This window comes from Rhodococcus sp. Leaf247, from assembly GCF_001426185.1.
Classification (GTDB): domain Bacteria; phylum Actinomycetota; class Actinomycetes; order Mycobacteriales; family Mycobacteriaceae; genus Rhodococcoides.
Window position 1 is genome coordinate 186007 of sequence record NZ_LMRP01000004.1, and the last position, 18637, is coordinate 204643.

The following is an 18637-nucleotide window of genomic DNA, read 5'->3' on the forward strand; positions in this document are numbered from 1 at the left end:
GCGTACTCGCGACGAGGGGGGTCGGCGCTCACCGAGCCTCGGAGGCCGGGACGCGCTCGAGATTCTTGCGGTCGTAGAGCGCCATGACGATCCCGCCGAGCGCGAGTCCGAGGACGAGGCCCAGCACCGTCATTGCCAGACCGTGCGCCAGGCCGGAGTTCCAGCGGGCGTCGAAGTACAGGATCGACCGCACCGCGAGGTAGACCTGGTGCATCGGTTCGAACTGGGCCAGCCACCCGAACAGGGCCGGCGACGCCTCGATGGGAATGGTGGCTCCGGCGGACGGCAGCCCGAGGATCACGAAGACCACGAGGTTGACCACCAGGCCGGGCGTGCCGAGGACGGCCATCACCGACAGGGCGGTGACGCCGATGGCGGAGATCGCGAGCGTGCCGTACATCCACAGTGCGAGGGAGTGGGGCACCGGCATTCCGAGGGCCGTGGCGATCGCGATATAGAGAGCCGACACGACGACCGCGATGACCACCATGGTCAGCCACTTGGCGGCGAGCGTCGCCAACCGGTTCTCTGTCGAGCGGGGACGCTGGCGGAATCGAGCCCCGACTTCGAGGGGGACGTACCCCAGCGCGCTGTCGATCAGTGCGTTGGCGATGGTCGCGCCGGTGAACCCGGCCAGCACGAGAAGGAGCGCGAAGTAGAACGACGACAGGCCGAGTCCGGTGCCGCCCGGCAGCGGGTCATAGGGCGTGACGACGATGTCGATCGGCTGAGCAAGCGTCAACGACGCGGCACCCGACAGCGTGGACCCTTCCGGCAGGGCGCCCGTCACCTGCGCCGTGAGTTGTTCTCCCAGTGTGCCGTTGGCGGTGTCGAGTGCGGTGTCACCGATGGTGGTGAGGATCGACGATCCCAACGTGCCCGCACGCTGGTTGGTCAGGATGGTGACCATCGGTTTGTCGATGTCGCCGGCCACGACGCTGGCCTGCGTGAGAATGCCGACCCGCTTGGTGAAGTCGCTGGGGATGACGATGGCGCCGTAGACCTCACCGTTGGCCAGCATGTTCTGCGCGTCGGCGATGCCGACTCGGCGGAGGTCGATCTTCTCCGGATCGACACCGTCGACGATCCCGGTGGCGATCTGTTCGCCGATGTTCGCCTGCTGACCGTTCGGGAGGACGTCGCCCTCGTCGCTGACCACCAGTGCGACCGGGAAGTGACGCAGGTTCTCGCGGGGATCGAGAATGCCGCCGAGGTACAGGGCGGCCAGGAGCGACATGATGATCGAGACGGCCGCAACCGGAACGAGCCAGGTGAGGGGGCGCTTGAATGCGGGTGTGACCGTGTCGGGGGACATGTTCGATAGACCTCTCGTCCGTCAGCCGGAGCGACCGGCGCTCGATACAGTTCTGTATCGTAGGTGTCGAGGACGATCATGCACCACACGAACGACGGAGGCAACGTGACCGCAGGAACATCCGGGCGATCGCGGAACAGGGCGGAAACTCGTGAGCGCGTGCTCGACGGAGCGAAGGACGTGTTCCTCGAGCGGGGTTTCGGCCGGTCCACGCCCGAGCAGATCTGCGAGCGCGCGGGGTACACGCGGGGGGCGTTCTACTCGAATTTCTCGTCCATGGACGAGGTGTTCCTGGCGCTCTGGACGCGTCAGGCGGCGGTGGTGTCGCAGCGGGTCCGGGCCGCCATCGAGGCCGTCGACTACGGCGACATCCGCCGCGATCGGACGGACAGCCGCGAGTTCCTCGACCTCGTCGTCGAGGCGCTGGGCGGCCTGGTCGTCGACGTGTCGTGGCACGTCCTGATGGCGGAGTTCGGCGCCCATGCCGCGCGCAATCCGGAACTGGCGGTGCTGGTGACCGAACACCGCGCAGCGTTACGAGAAGCCCTGCGGCCCATGATCGTTCGCGGACTCGCTCTTTTCGGCCGAGAGGTCGCGGTGGACGACGACACGTTGGGTCGCGGTGTCGTGGCGGCGTTCGAGGGCGCCATGTCGCAAGCGATGATCGAGCCCGACAACCCTCGTCCGGCCCGCCTGGCCGTCGAGTTGGTCGGCGCCGTCATCTGGTCCTACTCCCGCGAGTACGTCGATACCGTCGCTGACGAGGCTCGGATCACGACGATATGACCGTACTCGCGGGGGGATGACGAGGGCTCAGAACGCCCGTTCGTACTGCGGGGGAGTGCCGGGGGCGATCTCGGCGCCCAGTTCGCGCGCCGCGCGCCGTGCCCAGTACGGGTCACGCAGGAGCTCGCGAGCCAGGAACACGGCCACGGCCTCGCCGGTGCTGACGATGTCCTCGGCCTGCTTGGGCTCGGTGATCAAGCCCACCGCCGCTGCCGGCATGGTCGTCTCGTTCTGGATGCGCCGCGCGAACGGGACCTGGTAGCCGGGTTCGACCGGAATCGACGCCTTGGCGACGTTGCCACCGGTGGACACGTCGACCAGGTCGACTCCGTGATCGGTCAGGCGGTCCGCGAGCATGACGGTCTGGTCGGGGGTCCAGGCCTCCGAATCGACGCCGCGCTCCTCGCCGGTCCAGTCGGTTGCCGACACCCGTACGAACACGGCCTTCTCGGCGGGCCAGACCTCGCGGACCGCGTCGACCAGACGCAGCAGGAAGCGGATGCGGTTGTCGAAGCTGCCGCCGTACTCGTCGGTGCGCAGATTACTGGCGGCGGAGAGGAACTGGTGCGCCAGGTAGCCGTGCGCTGCATGCACCTCGGCCACCTCGAAACCTGCCCGGTCGGCGCGGATCGCTGCGGACCGGAAGTCGTCGACGACGCGGTCGATGTCCGCGATCGTCATCTCGCGCGGAGCCGGGTAGTGCCCGAACTCGACGGCGCTGGGGCCGACCGTCTCCCACGCCAACGCGTGGTCCGCAGCCAGCGGCTTCCCGCCGCGCCACGGTGCCTCGGTCGATGCCTTGCGGCCCGCGTGCGCGAGCTGGATGGCCGGAACGCTGCCGTATCGGGTGATCGAGGCCACCACCTCGGCCAGCGCATCCGCCTGCGTGTCGTTCCAGATGCCGAGATCCCACGGGGTGATGCGTCCCTCGGGGCTGACAGCAGCCGCCTCGGTCATGACCATCCCGACACCGCCGACGGCGCGGGACTCGAGGTGCGTGCGATGCCAGTCGTTGACGGCTCCGGTGTTCGGACCCTCGGCATCGGCCGAGTACTGACACATCGGCGACATCCACACCCGATTCGGCACAGTCACTCCACGAAGAGTCAACGGTTCGAACAACACACTCACGACGGCGTCCTTCCATGTCCGGTTGCAGGCGCACGAGATACCCCTGCTCTCCCTCGGAAGAACCACCGAACGCCCCGAACATTCCCGACCGGCCCCTGACCTATCCTGGCTGTGTGACTGTTACCACGACCAGCACCGGCGTCGACCTGGAGGCGGGGGTTCACGCTGCCGCTCGCCGCGCGCGGGTGGCGTCGCGTGCTCTCGCCCTGCTCACGACGGCGCAGAAGAACGATGCGCTGCATGCCGCGGCCGACGCGCTGCTCGCCTCGTCGGACGCGATCCTCGCCGCGAACACCGTGGACCTCGAGTCCGCCGACGCGTCGGGAACTCCGCCGTCGCAGCTGGACCGCCTGCGCCTGACGCCCGACCGGATCGACGGCATCGCCGCGGGACTCCGGCAGGTGGCGTCGCTTCCCGACCCCGTGGGGGAGATGCGCGACGGCCGGACCCTGCCGAACGGCCTGGAGATCCGTCAGGTCGCCGTACCGCTGGGCGTCGTCGGCATGATCTACGAGGCGCGGCCCAACGTCACCGTCGATGCGTTCGGATTGACGCTGAAGTCCGGGAACGCCGTGCTGCTGCGTGGGTCGTCCTCCGCCGCGCGGTCCAACGAGGCGCTCGTCGGTGTCCTGCGCAGCGCCCTGAGCGCCATCGGGCTGCCCGCGGATGCCGTGCAGCTGCTCTCCAGCGAGGACCGAGCCACGGTGACCCACCTGATCCGTGCCCGCGGCCTCGTCGACGTCGTCATCCCCCGCGGCGGCGCGGGCCTGATCTCGGCGGTCGTGCGGGACGCGACGGTCCCCACCATCGAGACCGGCGTCGGCAACTGCCACGTGTACGTACATTCCTCCGCCGACCTGGACATGGCCGAGCGCATCGTGCTCAACGCCAAGACCCGACGCGTCAGCGTGTGCAACGCGGCCGAGACCGTGCTGATCGACGCCGCCATCGCCGACGTGGCCGTTCCCCGACTGGTACAGGCGCTGTCCGACAACGGCGTTCGCATCCACGGTGACCTGCCCGGTCTCATTCCCGCGACGGACGAGGACTGGGGAACGGAGTACCTGTCCGACGACATCGCTCTCGCGGTCGTCGACGGTGTGGACGCGGCGATCGAGCACATCGACACCTGGGGAACCGGGCACACCGAGGCCATCGTCGCGTCCGATCTCGCTGCGGCGCGGGCGTTCACGATGCGTGTCGACGCCGCCGCCGTCATGGTCAACGCGTCCACCGCCTTCACCGACGGTGAGCAGTTCGGCTTCGGCGCCGAAATCGGCATCTCGACCCAGAAACTGCACGCACGCGGCCCGATGGGTCTCCGCGAACTCACCTCGACCAAGTGGATCGTGCAGGGCGACGGCCACATCCGTCCGGCCTGACTCCCACTTCCACTCCGTACGAAAGGCCACCCGCGTGACCCAGACTGCCCACGACACGGTCCCGTTCTTCTCCGACGTCGACGACGTGTCGACGCGACTCGCCGCCACCGGCTACCTGGCCGACAAGGCCACTGCCACCGCGGTGTTCCTCGCGGACCGCCTGGGCAAGCCGCTCCTCGTGGAGGGCCCCGCCGGCGTCGGCAAGACGGAGTTGGCGCGTGCCGTGTCCCAGGCCGCGGGCGCGGAACTGATCCGCCTGCAGTGCTACGAGGGTGTCGACGAGGCTCGCGCGCTGTACGAGTGGAACCACGCCAAGCAGATCCTGCGCATCCAATCCAGTTCCGGCGCAGGGTGGGACGAGACCCGGCACGATGTCTTCTCCGAGGAGTTCCTGCTCTCGCGCCCCCTGCTGACGGCGATCCGCCGCAGCGATCCGACCGTGCTGCTCATCGACGAGACCGACAAGGCCGACATCGAGATCGAGGGACTTCTCCTCGAGGTGCTGAGCGATTTCGCCATCACGGTTCCGGAACTCGGAACCATCACCGCGACACGCCGTCCGTTCACGGTGCTGACGTCGAACGCGACCCGTGAGCTCTCCGAGGCACTCAAGCGTCGCTGCCTGTTCCTGCACCTCGACTTCCCCGACGCGGACCTCGAGCGTCGCATCCTCGCCAGCCGTGTTCCCCAGTTGCCCGCCGCGATGGCGGAGCAGATGGTCCGCACCGTCCAGGTGCTGCGCGACATGCAACTGCAGAAGCTGCCGTCGGTGGCCGAGACGATCGACTGGGGCAGAACGCTTCTCGCGCTCGGCATCGACGACGTGAACGACGCGGCGGTGCGATCCACCCTCGGCGTCATCCTCAAGCATCGGTCGGACCAGGAGCGCGCGATCGCCGAACTGCGACTCGGCTGACACGCATGGCCCAGCCCAGCGCTCCCGGTTCGGACGTCACAGGTCTGTCCGCGCACCTCGTCGGGTTCGTCGAGGCACTGCGGCGGCGCGGCATCGATGTGGGGCCGTCGGAAACCGTCGACGCAGGATCCGTGCTGGCCGTCCTCGACCTGCTCGATCGCGAGGTCGTCCGAGAAGGACTGGCGTGCTCGCTCGTTCGTCGGCCGGGCCACCGTCCCGCGTTCGATGCGCTGTTCGACCTATGGTTCCCGGTGGCGGTGGGTTCACGGACGCAGGACGACGACTCGGCCGTGCGGCCGCCACTGGCGGAGGACGGCACCGTCGATCTCGACGCGCTCAAGCACGTCCTCGCCGAACTCCTGGCGGAGGGATCCGCCGAGGCCATGGCGCAGGTGCAGAGCCTCGTCGGCGACATCGTCGACACCTACGGCAAGTACAGCTCGAGCAAGGGCGAGTCCTTCTCGGAGTACCAGACGTTGCGAGCCGTCGAGCCGAGCACGCTGATGTCGAAGATCCTCGAGGGTCTGCGTGGCCGGTCCACCGATCCCGGCAACCCGACGTCGGGCGACTTCGAGTCCGAGTTGGCGCGCCGGACCGCGGCGGTCCGCATCGCCGAGTTCCGGTCGATGATCGAGAAGGAGACACGTCGGCGCACCGCCGAGGTGCTGGGCAAGGAACGGGTCGCGTCGTACGGAGTGCCGCGGTTGGCCGAGGACGTCGACTTCCTCCGCGCCACCGAGACGGAACTGGCGGCGCTCCGCAAGAACGTCGCCCCCCTCGCCCGACTATTGGCGAGCAGGCTGGCCGCGCGCCGACGACGCTCGCGTGCCGGGTCCATCGACCTGCGGCGGACGCTGCGGAAATCGCTGTCCACGGGCGGTGTGCCGATCGATCTGGTCAACCGCAAGCCCCGCGCGGCCCGGCCGGAACTGGTGATCCTGTGCGACGTGTCCGGGTCGGTGGCCGGATTCAGCCAGTTCACCCTGCTACTCGTGCACACCCTGCGCGAGCAGTTCTCCCGCGTCCGCGTCTTCGCCTTCATCGACGCCGCCGACGAGGTGACCCGCTTCTTCGACACCACCCTCGCGCGGACGTCGTTCGCCGAGTCCATGTCGCGGATGGTGGCCGAATCCGAGCTGATCACCTACGACGGACACTCCGACTACGGCCACTCCTTCGAGACGTTCGTCGCCCACCACCTCACGTCGCTCACGCCGCGGTCGTCGCTGCTGATCCTGGGCGATGCCCGGACCAACTATCGGGACCCGAAGATCGAGGCGCTGGCACAGATGGTCACCGTCGCCAAGCACGCGCACTGGCTCAATCCGGAACCGACGGCGCAGTGGGGCTCCGGCGACTCCGCTGCCGACGTGTACCGGCGGGTCGTGCAGATGCACGAGTGCCGATCGGCGTCGCAACTGGCCGATGTCGTGAGCACATTGCTCCCCGCCGGCTCCTGACGGCGTGCAGCGCACCGGGGACGGCCGCCCCCACGTAGAGTCGACCCTCGTGCAGGAACCGACGACGCAGCCCGTGGGCAGACGCCCACGACGCCTCGGTGTCATGGGCGGCACATTCGATCCCATTCATCACGGGCACCTCGTGGCCGCCAGTGAGGTCGCGGACAGGTTCGATCTCGACGAGGTGATCTTCGTCCCCACGGGTCAACCGTGGCAGAAGGAGGATCGTTCGGTCAGCCCCGCCGAGGACCGCTACCTGATGACGGTGGTGGCGACGGCGTCCAATCCGCGCTTCTCCGTCAGCCGGGTCGACCTCGACCGAGCCAAACCGACCTATACCGTCGACACGCTGCAGGATCTCTCGCGCCAGCACCCCGGAGACCAGCTGTTCTTCATCACCGGCGCGGATGCGCTGGGCAGCATTCTCGGCTGGCAGAACTGGCAGGAACTCTTCGAACTGGCACGGTTCGTCGGAGTGTCCCGGCCGGGGTACGAGTTGGGTGCGGACCACCTGGCCGAGTACCTTCAGCGCCTGCCGAAGGACGTCCTGACCTTGGTGGAGATCCCGGCCCTCGCGATCTCCTCGACGGAGTGCCGACGTCGAGCGGCCGAGAACCGGCCCGTCTGGTACCTCGTTCCCGACGGCGTCGTCCAGTACATCTCGAAGCGTGATCTGTACCGGCGGGCAGGCGAGCAGCGTGACGACGGTGTCGCCACCGTCTCGGAGCCCGCACCGACGCACGTGACCGACGACCGACCTGCTTGACACACCCGAAATACCCGAAGTATCCGAAATCAGGAGAACACCACGTGAGCGCAACACCCGAGGCCATCCAGGTCGCCAGCATCGCCGCACTCGCTGCGGACGAGAAGCTCGCCGCCGACGTCATGGCACTCGACGTCTCCGACCAGCTCGTCATCACCGACTGCTTCGTCATCGCGTCGGCACCCAACGAGCGTCAGGTCAACGCCATCGTCGAGAACATCGAGGAGAAGCTGCGCGACGCCGGTCACCAGCCGGTCCGCCGTGAGGGAACACGGGAAGGCCGGTGGGCTCTGCTCGACTACGCCGACGTCGTCGTTCACGTGCTGCACAACGACGAGCGGCACTTCTACGCCCTCGAGCGTCTGTGGAAGGACTGCCCGGTCCTCGAGATCGAGGGTCTGGGCGCCGTCGACAGCACCACCACGTACGGCACGGACGATCACGGCACCGACGACTACATCGCCGAGGACGACGACCTTGCAGACGAAGACCTGGGGGACGACGTACTGGCGGACGAGGATCTGGCCGACGACACTCGCGTAGACGAGTGACGGCAGCGTCACCTGCCGTCCGCCGACTGGTTCTGCTGAGGCACGGCCAGACCGAGTACAACGCCGCCTCGCGCATGCAGGGGCACCTGGACACCGAGCTGACCGACATCGGCCGTGCGCAGGCGGACGTGGCCGCGCGCGAACTGGCGACCCGCGAGCCCTACCGCATCGTGTCCTCCGACCTCCGGCGAGCGCACGACACCGCGTCGGCTCTCTCCACGGCGACGGGCGTACCCGTCGAGCTGGATGATCGGTTGCGGGAGACGCATCTCGGCGACTGGCAGGGACTTACTCATCTCGATGTCGACGACGTCTCGCCCGGAATCCGCGAGACCTGGCGTGCCGACGCGGAATTCCGTCCCCCGGGCGGTGAGTCGCGTGTCGACGTCGCGAAGCGGTCGATGCCGCTGATCGACGAGTTGCTGGACGATCCTGCGTGGACCACGTCGCCGGTCGTCGTGGTCGCGCACGGGGGAACTATCGCTGCGCTGACGGCGGCCCTGCTGGACCTTCCCGTCGACCGCTGGCCGGTGCTCGGCGGTCTGGGCAACGCCAGCTGGGTGCAGGTCGCGGCACATGGGAGCGCGCCGTCGTGGCGTCTGGACGTGTGGAACGCCACTGCCGCCGTGGCCGGTGACGTGCTCTGATGGTCGATCGTCCGGTTCTGCTCGTCATCGCCGACTCGCTCGCCTACTACGGTCCCGAGGGCGGCCTCGCGGCCGATCACCCGAAGATCTGGCCGACCATCGTCGGGCGTGAACTGGGCTGGGACGTCGAGCTCGTCGGACGCATCGGATGGACGTGTCGCGACGCGTGGTGGGCGTTGACGCAGGATCCGCGGGTGTGGGCGGCGATCCCGAATGCCGCTGCCCTCGTCCTCGCGACGGGCGGTATGGACTCGCTCCCGTCACCGTTGCCCACCGCGCTGCGGGAGCAGATCCGCTACGTCCGGCCGCCGATCCTGCGACGGGGAGTCCGCGCCGCGTACGGCTGGCTGCAGCCTCGTCTCTCGCACCTCGGTCGACCGGTGGCTCTGCCTCCGCACCTGAGCGTCGACTACCTCGAGCAGATCCGCGCCGCCGTTGCCGCCGTCCGCCCCGAGATCCCGGTGGTCGCGACGCTTCCCTCCGTCCACCGGTGCGATGCGTACGGTCGCGTACACGCCGGTCGGGAACCAGCGGTCCGTGCGACGACGGCCTGGGCTGCCGAACACGGTCTCGAGCTGGTGGATCTGAAGGACGCAGTCGAGGAGAACATCGTGTCCGGCAACGCCAATCCCGATGGAATCCACTGGGGTTGGGACGCTCACGAGCGCGTCGCCGAGGCCGTCCTCGCCGCGGTGCGGGCGTCCGTCCGGGCCTGATCCGGCCGCCTGTCCACAGGCACCCCGGTCATCCACAGGGTGTGCCGCGGAGGGGCCGAGGAGTCGCAGGCGTGGCCTAGCGTCGCGCTCATGTCCCTCGAGACCGACGCCGACGTCCCCGATACGGCACTCGACCCTCCCGAACGAGCGCGCCCACGCCTGCGGGTGAACCCCGGCTCGCGCGGTGCGCGTGCCCTGGCCGTCGCGGTCGCCGTCGTGGTGGCGGCGACCGCCGCTCTGGTCTGGCGGGACTCGCCGCAGGTGTCTCCGGTTCCCCCACTTCCCGCACTCGACGCGGTGCCCGCGGCAGTGGCGTCACCGGTCGAACCACCGTCCCTGCTCGTGGTCAGCGTGCTCGGAGCCGTCGTGCGGCCGGGCTTGGTCACCGTGCCGGCCGAGGCCCGCATCGCCGATGCTGTCGCGGCAGCCGGAGGCCGGCGCGACGACGCGGACTTGTTCGGACTGAATTGGGCCCAGAAGGTGTCGGACGGGGACCAGATCGTCGTCGGATCCACGACCGGCTCGGTGCCCACGGCGAGTCCCGCGAGACCACCGAGTGCGGACGGCGACGCCGCCGAGCCCGTCGGTGGCACCGTCTCCCTCAACGAGGCAACCGAGGCCGAACTGGACGCGTTGCCGGGAGTCGGACCGGTGACGGCGAGCGCAATCGTGGAGTGGCGCACCGAGAACGGGCAGTTCAGTTCGGTGGATCAGCTGTCCGAGGTGCCGGGAATCGGGCCCACGCGTCTGAGCCGCCTGAAGGATCTGGTGACGCCGTGACGGAACGTCCCGCGACCGACCTGCGGCTCGTTCCCGCCGCGATCGGGGCGTGGGCTGCCTGCATCGTGGCGGTGGCCTTCGGCTGGGTGTCGGCGCTCGTGCTCGCGATGGTGTGTGTCGTGGGAGCCGGTGTCGCAGCGACACTCCGGCGCCGTGGCCGGGCCCCAGCGGTTGCCCTCGTCCTCCTGACGGCCCTGGGAGTGACCGCCGGCTTCGCCGTGGCGGCGTCTCTACGGCTCCATTCGGTCACCACCGGTCCGGTGCGCCAGGGCGCCGAGCGGGGATCGTCCGCGACCGTGGTCGGAGTCGTCACCGACGATCCCCGGCGCATCACGGGATCGTTCGCCGATCAGGTCGTCGTCCCGGTGCGCGCCCATCGCGTCACACTGCGCGGACAGGTCGTGGACGGGTCGGCCCGCATCACCGTCTTCGGTGCCCCCGACGGGTGGATCGACCTCGAACCCGGTGCGGCAGTGACGTTCCGCGCGATCCTGGCCGTACCCGACCGGGTGGGTGCCGTCGACGCTGTCGCCCGCGCCACGGGTCCTCCCGATGCAGGGCAACCCTCCGCCGCGCTGAGGTGGTCGGGACGCATCCGCGCCGCCCTCGCCGACGCGTCGGAGACAGCGCTGCCCGCGGAGGAGGCGGGTCTCCTGCCCGGCATGGTAGTCGGGGATCGCTCCGGTCTCGTTCCTGCCGTTGAGGATTCGTTCGCCGCAGCCGGAATGTCACATTTGACGGCCGTGTCCGGCGCGAACTTCACGTTCCTCGTCGGGTCGGTCGTTCTCCTCGCTCGGCTGCTCACGGTCGGTCCCCGCACGACCGCGGTGGTCGCCGGCATCGTTCTCGTCGCCTTCGTCGTCGTGGCCCGGCCCTCGCCGAGCGTGCTGCGCGCGGCGGTCATGGGTGTGCTGGGACTGCTCGCGGTGATGACGGGTCGGCGCCGTCACGTCATGCCCGCGCTGTGTACCGCGGTTCTCCTCCTGCTGGCCGTGGACCCCGCGCTGGCGGTGTCGTGGGGGTTCGCGCTGTCGGTGACGGCAACGGCGGCCCTGGTCGTCGTGGCACCGGTCATCACACAGTTCCTCGCGGGCACGGGACCCGACGACGAGCCGCGTCGGCGTCCGGTCCTCGATGCGGTTGCCGTTGCTCTCGCCGCCCATGTCGTGACGGCTCCGCTGGTCGCGGCCATGGTGGGGACGTTCTCGCTGTATTCGGTGATCGCCAACGTCGTGGCGGCACCGGTGGTCGGACCGGTCACGGTGGTGGGGGCGCTCGCCGCGGTCGTCGCCGTCGTGAACGTCGATGCGGGTGCGGTCGTCGCCGGTGTGGCGTGGCTGCCGTTGCGATGGCTGGTGAACATCGCGGCGTGGACCGCCTCCGTGCCCGGTTCCTCCGTGTCGACGCCGACGGGGCCTGCCGGGGCAGTCGTGGTCGGCGTCGCCATAGCGGCCGGGCTCGCGGCGGCTGTGCTGATCCGGAGAATCGCGTCGGGCAGGAGGCTCACGTCGGGCGACCGTTCCCTGTCGGGCAGACATGGCACCATCGACCGGTGAGTTCCGCATCCGATCGTCCCGCACCCCTGCACCTCGTCCTGGGCGACGAGGAACTTCTCGTCGAACGCGCGGTGTCGTCCATCGTCTCCGACATGAAGAAGGCGACGGTCGGCGACGGGGCAGACGTCCCGGTGGACAGGCTCCGCGCCGGCGACACCACTGTCGCCGAACTCGCCGAGCTGCTCAGCCCGTCCCTCTTCGCGGAGGACCGCGTGGTCATCTTCGACTCGGCCGCGGAGGCGGGCAAGGACGCGGTGGCGCTGGTGCAGGATGCGGCCGCCTCGCCGATCGACGGAGTCGTTCTCGTCGTCCTGCATTCGGGTGGAGGTCGCGCCAAGTCCATGGTGGGTGTGCTGCAGAAGGCCGGCGCCGTCGTGCACGAGTGCGCCAAGTTGTCCAAGGCCAGTGACCGCGTCGACTTCGTCCGCGCCGAGTTCCGGTCGCATCACGAGACCCGTGTGGCGCCCGATGCCATCGCCGCACTCGTGGATGCAATCGGCTCGGATCTGCGGGAACTCGCCGCGGCGTGCTCGCAACTGGTGTCCGACACGGCGGGCAAGGTCGATGTGGCCGCCGTGCGTCGCTACTACTCCGGCCGAGCCGAGGTCACCGGGTTCGACATCGCGGACAAGGCGGTGTCGGGGGACCGGGCCGGTGCGCTGGAGGCGCTGCGCTGGGCGATGCTCGGCGGCACCCCTCACGTCCTGCTGGCGGACGCACTGGCGGATGCGGTCCACACGGTGGCGCGCGTCGGTTCCGCGGGGCGGGGAGACCCGTTCCGGATGGCGTCGGAGTTGGGAATGCCGCCCTGGAAGGTCAAGAAGGCGCAGGCGCAGGCGCGTCTGTGGGATCCGCAGCGGATCGGTGAGGCACTGCGAATCGTCGCGGCCTTGAATGCGGACGTCAAAGGTCAGGCGGCCGACGCCGACTACGCGGTCGAACGGGCCGTGAACGTGGTCGCCGGCTTGAGCTCCGGAAGCTGACCCGCAGACACGAAACCGCCCCGGGGGAGTGAACACCCGGGGCGGAATCCGATCAAGCTACTGCACCGGGACTCTCGAGATGAGTCTGCTCGGCGGACGTACCTGTCGAACGATCAGAGCTTGTTGAAGGCGAGCGAGAGTGCCGACTTCTTGTTGGCAGCCTGGTTCTTGTGGATGACACCCTTGCTGGCAGCCTTGTCGAGCTTGCGGCTCGCGGTCAGCAGGATCTCTTCGGCCTTCGTCTTGTCGCCGGCCTCGGTGGCCTCGCGGAACGAACGGATGACCGTCCGCAGCGACGACTTCACCGACTGGTTACGCAGACGCTGACGCTCGTTGGTGCCGATTCTCTTGACCTGGGACTTGATGTTGGCCACGCGTAGTTATCCTTCGTCTCTTCTCGGTCCGGGACGGCTGACTCCGGGGAACACTCTCGAGCCGTACGTGCAGTGCTTGTGAAAGCTTGTAGCGGCGGGAACAGACAACCGTCCCCACGCCCGACGTACGAGACTACCAGCGCCCGGGACGGAACCCAATTCGGTGACCTCGGGGAGCGGGGAGGCTCGTGAGGTTGCAGAGAATTACCGTGTCCACCGTGCCCCATTGTGAACTGTGAGGCAGCATGGCCACCATGAGTCCTCGATCAGCGGCAGCGCCACAGGCGAAGAAGGCTCGCAGGCAGACACAGTCCCAATCCGGGCCCAGTGTGTTCGACGGGTACGCCGATATCGGCAAGTACGGGCTCGCCTTCGACGAGATGTTCGACGGCGACGGCGGGCTCCGCGGTCCCTACAAAGGGATCCACAAAGCGCTCGCACCGTCCGACGCCGCCGAACTCGAGGCGCGGTCCGACGCTCTGGGTCGCGCGTTCGTCGACCAGGGCATCACGTTCGCCCTCGAGGGGCAGGAGCGTCCGTTCCCCCTCGATCAAGTGCCCCGGGTCATCGCGGCGTCCGAGTGGAACAAGCTCGAGCGCGGGATCAAGCAGCGGGTCAAGGCACTCGAGTTCTTCCTGGCGGACATCTACGGGGAGCAGGAGATCCTGCGCGACGGCGTGGTCCCGAAGTCCCTGGTGACGTCGTGCGAACACTTCCACCGCGAGGCGTTCGGCATCGTGCCCCCCAACGGAGTGCGCATCCACGTCGCGGGCATCGACCTGATCCGTGACGCCGAGGGCACCTTCCGCGTCCTCGAGGACAACCTGCGGTCGCCGTCGGGCGTCTCCTACGTCATGGAGAACCGCCGCACCATGGCGCGCGTGTTCCCAGACCTGTTCGCGAGCCACCGTGTGCGCGCTGTCGGCGATTACGCCACACACCTGCTGCGCGCGCTGCGTGCTGCCGCCGCCATCAACGAGGCGGATCCCACCGTCGTCGTCCTCACGCCCGGGGTGGCGAATTCCGCGTACTTCGAGCACTCCTTGCTCGCCCGCCTGATGGGCGTCGAGCTGGTGGAGGGCCGCGACCTCTTCTGTCGAGACAACGTCGTCTACATGCGCACCACCGAGGGTGAGCGTCAGGTCGACGTGATCTACCGCCGCATCGACGACGACTACCTCGACCCCATGCAGTTCCGACCGGACTCGGTGCTCGGTGTGGCCGGACTGGTCAACGCCGCTCGCGCCGGTAACGTCGTCATCTCCAGCGCCATCGGCAACGGTGTCGGCGACGACAAGCTCACCTACACGTACGTGCCGACCATCATCGAGTACTACCTCGGCGAGAAGCCGCTCCTCGCCAACGTCGACACGTTCCGGTGCTGGCTGCCGGACGAGTGCGAAGAGGTGCTCGACCGTGTCGACGAACTGGTGATCAAGCCAGTCGAGGGCTCCGGCGGATACGGCATCGTGTTCGGCCCGGACGCGTCGCCCAAGGAACTGGCCACGATCAGCAAGAAGATCCGGGCCGATCCGCGCGGATGGATCGCGCAGCCCGTGGTGCAGCTGTCGACGGTGCCCACCAAGATCGGTGACCAGCTCGCGCCGCGGCACGTCGATCTGCGGCCGTTCGCCGTGAACGACGGCGACGACGTCTGGGTGCTGCCCGGCGGCCTGACCCGCGTGGCGCTTCCCGAAGGATCCCTGGTGGTCAACTCGAGCCAGGGCGGCGGCAGCAAGGACACCTGGGTCCTGGCCGGCCGCGCGACCAAGGAGGACGAGCGTGAGCTCGGTGGGGCGGAGATCGTGTCCGAACCCCCGTCGTCACCCACCGCGGAGCAGGGCCCCGAGCTGAACAGCCAGCAGATCCAACAGCAGCAGCAACAGCTGACCCACTCCCCGAAGGACGGTGCCCGCTGATGTTGGCTCGCAACGCCGAATCGCTGTACTGGATCGGACGCTACGTCGAACGTGCCGACGACACCGCGCGCATCCTCGACGTCACGGTGCACCAGCTGCTCGAGGACGCGACGGTCGACCCCGACCACACCTCACGAGTGCTGTTGCGCGTGTTGGGATTCGAGCTTCCCGACGAGCGCCTGGACGTGTGGTCGTTGACGGAACTGGTCGCGTTCTCCCGCGAGGGCAACGGATCCATCGTCGACTCGTTGTCCAGTGCCCGCGAGAATGCCCGAGGTGCCCGCGAGGTCACGTCGAGCGAGATGTGGGAATGTCTCAACACGACGTACAACGCACTCGGCGACCGCATTCGAGCGTCGAAGCGTCTGGGCCCGCACGAGTTCCTCGGGTTCATCGAGGAGCGCGCAGCGATGTTCGCCGGCCTCGCCGACTCGACGCTGAGTCGCGACGACGGCTACCGGTTCCTGTTGCTCGGTCGCTCCGTGGAGCGCATCGACATGACCGTCCGGTTGCTGCTCGCTCGTGCCGGCGACCGCCCCTCGTCTCCCGCGTGGGTCACGGTGCTGCGGTCGGCCGGTGCGCACGACACCTACCTGCGGACCTACCGCGGTGCTCTCGACGCCCAGCGCGTCCTGGAGTTCATGCTGCTCGACCGACTGTTCCCGCGCTCGGTGTTCTACGCACTGAGCGAGGCCGAGCACTCCCTGGACAGCCTGGACCACCACCCGGACATGCGCGTCGGTTCCCGGGCCGAGGCGCAGCGCCTGCTCGGCCGCGCGCGCAGTGAACTCGAGTTCCTGCAGCCTGGCGTTCTGCTCGAAGACCTGCAGGACCGTCTGATGTCGCTGCAGGAGACCTGCCGCGAGGTGGGTGAGGCGATCTCCAAGCAGTACTTCCACGCAGCGCCCTGGGTCGCCTGGACCGACGCCGGAAGCCGAACGGACGAAGCACAATTGGAGGGTGAACTGTGAGCTGGCGGATGCGCGTCGTGCACACCACGGGGTACAACTACGACGCACCGGTCACGTCCTCGTACAACGAGGCCCGACTGACGCCGCGGAGCGACACCCGGCAGAACGTCATTCTCAATCGCGTCGAGACCGATCCCGCGACCAGGTCGTACCGGTACACCGACTACTGGGGCACCGCGGTCACGGCTTTCGACCTGCACGCACCGCACAAGTCCCTCGAGGTGGCGGGGTCCTCCGTCGTCGAGACGGACGCGTTCGTCCCGCCGGAGGAGACCCTCGACTGGGAGGATCTGGCCGCCGACGCCGTGGTGGACAGGTTCAACGAACTGCTCGGCCACAGCACCTACGTCCCCCGCAACCGCCAGCTGACGGCCGTCGCGAAGAAGTTGGCGAAGGATCTGGGGCCGTACGACGCCGTGGTGGCCGTCTGCGACTGGGTGAACCAGGAGATGTCCTACGTTCCCGGCACCACCGGGGTGCACACGTCCGCAGTGGAGGCGTGGGCCGAGAAGAAGGGCGTCTGCCAGGACTACGCACACCTCACGCTGGTGTTGCTCCGCAGCATCGGCATCCCTGCCCGCTATGTCTCCGGATATCTGCACCCCAATGCCGAAGCGGTGGTGGGTGATTCGGTCGAGGGGCAGTCGCACGCGTGGATCGAGGCGTGGACCGGATCCTGGTGGGGCTACGACCCGACCAACGCCGTTCCGGTCAACGAGCAGCACGTGTCGGTAGGGATCGGGCGCGACTACGCCGACGTGCCGCCGCTGAAGGGCATCTTCTCCGGTGGCGGGTCCACCGAACTCGACGTGGTCGTGGAGATCACCCGCCTGGCGTGACGCTCGATCCGCCCAGCAGTGAGCGGGTCAGTCGCTGACGCTCGTCGACGCAGGCGGTCAGAACCGCGGCGACGTCACTGTCGGTGATCATCGTTCTGCGTCCGTCGACATCGTGGTCGTCGCGCTCGATCGCGGCGACCACGATGCGGCGGACGAGTTCCCGTACGTACGAGGCGGTTCCGCCCTCGGTCGCGTCGACGAGCGGCGTGAGGTCGGCTGTCATGTCCACTGCCGACAGATAGCGCTCCGCCAACCGGGCGCGACCGCGGGCGTCGGGCAGCGGGATCTCGACCGCGAGATCGATGCGTCCGGGTCTGTCTCGAACCGCTCGCTCGATGGAATCGGGCCTGTTCGTGGTGAGCACGAACGTCACGTCCGCGTCGCCGTCCATGCCGTCCATCGCATCGAGCAATGCGAACAGGAGCGAGTTCACACCCGTTTCCTCGCGCTCCCGGGCGATGAGATCGACGTCCTCGACCACCACGACCGACGGGCTCAGGCGGCGTGCCAGAGTGGTGGCCTCCGCGATGTGGCGCATCGCGGACCCGGTGAGCACGATGACGGTGCTGTCCGGCACGAGTCCGAGGAGGTGGCGGACCGTATGGGTCTTGCCGGTTCCCGGTGGGCCATAGAGGAGTATGCCGCGACCCACGTGTTGGCCCGCTTCACGTAGTCGTGCTGCGGAGGATCCGACGGTGACGAGATGACGGGTCATCGCCTCGAGAGTGCCGTCGGGAAGGATCAAGTCCTCGGCCGCGACGGTGGGTCTCGTCATGAATCCCACGAGCCCGTTGCCCCGTCCGCCGCTGCTCCCCAGCGTGAGGACCTGGCCGCGCATGACGTCATGCTCGTCCATGAGCGAGACGATGCTGTCCAGCGTGCTCGCGCCGGCGTCCCGTTCGCCGCAGATCACCTCGATCTGCAGTGGCGCCTGATGCGCCGGGTCCGGGATGTGGACCGCAACCGCCACGGGGATTCCGCCGGGCGAGTAGGTGTCGAGCAACCCGAAGGCCGGGACGGACATCGTCGACTCGGGACCGGTGTCCACCGACCGGTACTCGACGGGGCCTCCTCGGACGCGGCCACCGCGGTGACAGGATCGCAGCAACGTGACGAGATCCTCGTGGGGAACTTCGCGGCCGCGGAGTGACGACCATCGTTGTGCCGCTGCAGCTTCCGGTGGATCCGAGTGGCGGTCGGCGTAGGCCTGGACGGTGAGGACGAGGGTCGCGGCCTGATATGTGGGAAGGGACCGTCGATGCGAGATCACCGCATCCGGGGGTACGGCCAGGTGCGAGAAGATATGCAGCGCAGGCTCTTCGAGCGGTCCGGTGTCGAGTGCACGGGCACGGTGGGAGAGATGGGACAGGGCTCCGCTGACGATGTCGAGCGAGTCCGGGGAATGCGTGAGGGTCACAGTGAACGCACTACCAGTGCGGATGGTTCGAAGGAATGTGACGCGGGATGTGCCGCCGGTGAGAGGGGAATGGGCGGAAATTCACATCCGCAGAAGCACGGTAGCACCGGGAAACCCTGCTGCGCCAG

At 68.5% G+C, this 18637-nt stretch carries 18 protein-coding genes; 14 read left to right on the forward strand and 4 right to left on the reverse strand.

Annotated elements, in window-relative coordinates:
- Positions 1-28: 28 nt before the first annotated feature.
- Complete coding sequence (locus ASG64_RS18920) at positions 29-1315, reverse strand: YhgE/Pip domain-containing protein (RefSeq protein WP_056075545.1); 1287 nt, start codon at positions 1313-1315, stop codon at positions 29-31.
- 105 nt (positions 1316-1420) lie between these two features.
- On the opposite strand from ASG64_RS18920, the gene ASG64_RS18925 reads away from it, so the two are divergent.
- Positions 1421-2101, forward strand: coding sequence for a TetR/AcrR family transcriptional regulator (locus ASG64_RS18925; protein WP_162245398.1), 681 nt, complete (start codon positions 1421-1423; stop codon positions 2099-2101).
- A 27-nt stretch (positions 2102-2128) separates the two neighbouring features.
- Here the strand turns inward: ASG64_RS18925 and ASG64_RS18930 are convergent, their stop codons facing one another.
- A complete protein-coding gene (locus ASG64_RS18930) occupies positions 2129-3232 on the reverse strand; it encodes an NADH:flavin oxidoreductase/NADH oxidase (protein WP_042572790.1) in 1104 nt (367 codons plus the stop codon).
- Positions 3233-3345: 113 nt separating this feature from the next.
- On the opposite strand from ASG64_RS18930, the gene ASG64_RS18935 reads away from it, so the two are divergent.
- The 10 genes from ASG64_RS18935 to holA all read left to right on the forward strand — a co-directional run bounded on the left by ASG64_RS18935 (position 3346) and on the right by holA (position 12989).
- Positions 3346-4614: a glutamate-5-semialdehyde dehydrogenase gene (locus ASG64_RS18935; RefSeq protein ID WP_056075550.1), complete on the forward strand. Its 1269-nt coding sequence runs from the start codon at positions 3346-3348 to the stop codon at positions 4612-4614.
- A 34-nt stretch (positions 4615-4648) separates the two neighbouring features.
- The gene (locus ASG64_RS18940; RefSeq protein ID WP_056075553.1) at positions 4649-5530 is read left to right on the forward strand and encodes an AAA family ATPase; all 882 of its coding nucleotides are present in this window, start codon (positions 4649-4651) and stop codon (positions 5528-5530) included.
- A 5-nt stretch (positions 5531-5535) separates the two neighbouring features.
- Positions 5536-6990, forward strand: coding sequence for a vWA domain-containing protein (locus ASG64_RS18945; protein WP_056075556.1), 1455 nt, complete (start codon positions 5536-5538; stop codon positions 6988-6990).
- A gap of 49 nt (positions 6991-7039) precedes the next feature.
- Positions 7040-7756, forward strand: a complete 717-nt coding sequence (gene nadD / locus ASG64_RS18950; protein ID WP_268793346.1) for a nicotinate-nucleotide adenylyltransferase — start codon at positions 7040-7042, stop codon at positions 7754-7756.
- Between the two features lie 44 nt (positions 7757-7800).
- On the forward strand, positions 7801-8307 hold the full coding sequence (gene rsfS / locus ASG64_RS18955; protein ID WP_082042810.1) for a ribosome silencing factor: 507 nt from the start codon (positions 7801-7803) through the stop codon (positions 8305-8307).
- Entirely contained in the window at positions 8304-8954 is a 651-nt protein-coding gene (locus ASG64_RS18960; RefSeq protein ID WP_056075558.1) for a histidine phosphatase family protein, read from the forward strand. The genes rsfS and ASG64_RS18960 overlap by 4 nt, the downstream gene beginning before the upstream one ends.
- Positions 8954-9670 (forward strand): diglucosylglycerate octanoyltransferase, encoded by a 717-nt coding sequence (octT, locus tag ASG64_RS18965; protein ID WP_056075560.1) that lies wholly within the window; start codon positions 8954-8956, stop codon positions 9668-9670. Before ASG64_RS18960 ends, octT begins: the two co-directional genes overlap by 1 nt.
- A gap of 90 nt (positions 9671-9760) precedes the next feature.
- On the forward strand, positions 9761-10450 hold the full coding sequence (locus tag ASG64_RS18970) for a ComEA family DNA-binding protein (protein WP_042572797.1): 690 nt from the start codon (positions 9761-9763) through the stop codon (positions 10448-10450).
- Positions 10447-12006, forward strand: coding sequence for a ComEC/Rec2 family competence protein (locus tag ASG64_RS22100; protein WP_056075563.1), 1560 nt, complete (start codon positions 10447-10449; stop codon positions 12004-12006). The genes ASG64_RS18970 and ASG64_RS22100 overlap by 4 nt, the downstream gene beginning before the upstream one ends.
- Positions 12003-12989: a DNA polymerase III subunit delta gene (gene holA, locus ASG64_RS18980; RefSeq protein WP_042572799.1), complete on the forward strand. Its 987-nt coding sequence runs from the start codon at positions 12003-12005 to the stop codon at positions 12987-12989. The genes ASG64_RS22100 and holA overlap by 4 nt, the downstream gene beginning before the upstream one ends.
- 113 nt (positions 12990-13102) lie before the next feature.
- On the opposite strand, the gene rpsT is transcribed toward holA, so the two are convergent.
- Positions 13103-13363: a 30S ribosomal protein S20 gene (gene rpsT, locus ASG64_RS18985; RefSeq protein ID WP_042572800.1), complete on the reverse strand. Its 261-nt coding sequence runs from the start codon at positions 13361-13363 to the stop codon at positions 13103-13105.
- A gap of 254 nt (positions 13364-13617) precedes the next feature.
- Between rpsT and ASG64_RS18990 the strand changes: the two genes are divergently transcribed.
- The 3 genes from ASG64_RS18990 to ASG64_RS19000 are packed head-to-tail and all read left to right on the forward strand — an operon-like array spanning position 13618 to position 17092.
- The gene (locus ASG64_RS18990; protein WP_442970428.1) at positions 13618-15282 is read left to right on the forward strand and encodes a circularly permuted type 2 ATP-grasp protein; all 1665 of its coding nucleotides are present in this window, start codon (positions 13618-13620) and stop codon (positions 15280-15282) included.
- Positions 15282-16253 (forward strand): alpha-E domain-containing protein, encoded by a 972-nt coding sequence (locus tag ASG64_RS18995; RefSeq protein ID WP_042572802.1) that lies wholly within the window; start codon positions 15282-15284, stop codon positions 16251-16253. The genes ASG64_RS18990 and ASG64_RS18995 overlap by 1 nt, the downstream gene beginning before the upstream one ends.
- 8 nt (positions 16254-16261) lie before the next feature.
- Positions 16262-17092 carry a transglutaminase family protein gene (locus ASG64_RS19000; RefSeq protein WP_082518507.1) on the forward strand — a complete coding sequence of 277 codons (831 nt, stop codon included), beginning with the start codon at positions 16262-16264 and terminating at the stop codon, positions 17090-17092.
- On the opposite strand, the gene ASG64_RS19005 is transcribed toward ASG64_RS19000, so the two are convergent.
- The gene (locus ASG64_RS19005; protein ID WP_056075570.1) at positions 17076-18509 is read right to left on the reverse strand and encodes an ATP-binding protein; all 1434 of its coding nucleotides are present in this window, start codon (positions 18507-18509) and stop codon (positions 17076-17078) included. The genes ASG64_RS19000 and ASG64_RS19005 overlap by 17 nt on opposite strands.
- Positions 18510-18637: the final 128 nt, after the last annotated feature.

What these genes read in the sequence shown, in the direction of transcription:
- octT (WP_056075560.1), top strand. Translation starts at nt 8,954, where the DNA reads ATGGTCGATCGTCCGGTTCTGCTCGTCATCGCCGACTCGCTCGCCTAC.
- ASG64_RS18945 (WP_056075556.1), top strand. Translation starts at nt 5,536, where the DNA reads ATGGCCCAGCCCAGCGCTCCCGGTTCGGACGTCACAGGTCTGTCCGCG.
- ASG64_RS18920 (WP_056075545.1), bottom strand. Translation starts at nt 1,315, where the DNA reads ATGTCCCCCGACACGGTCACACCCGCATTCAAGCGCCCCCTCACCTGG.
- ASG64_RS18970 (WP_042572797.1), top strand. Translation starts at nt 9,761, where the DNA reads ATGTCCCTCGAGACCGACGCCGACGTCCCCGATACGGCACTCGACCCT.
- ASG64_RS18990 (WP_442970428.1), top strand. Translation starts at nt 13,618, where the DNA reads ATGAGTCCTCGATCAGCGGCAGCGCCACAGGCGAAGAAGGCTCGCAGG.
- ASG64_RS19000 (WP_082518507.1), top strand. Translation starts at nt 16,262, where the DNA reads ATGCGCGTCGTGCACACCACGGGGTACAACTACGACGCACCGGTCACG.
- ASG64_RS18995 (WP_042572802.1), top strand. Translation starts at nt 15,282, where the DNA reads ATGTTGGCTCGCAACGCCGAATCGCTGTACTGGATCGGACGCTACGTC.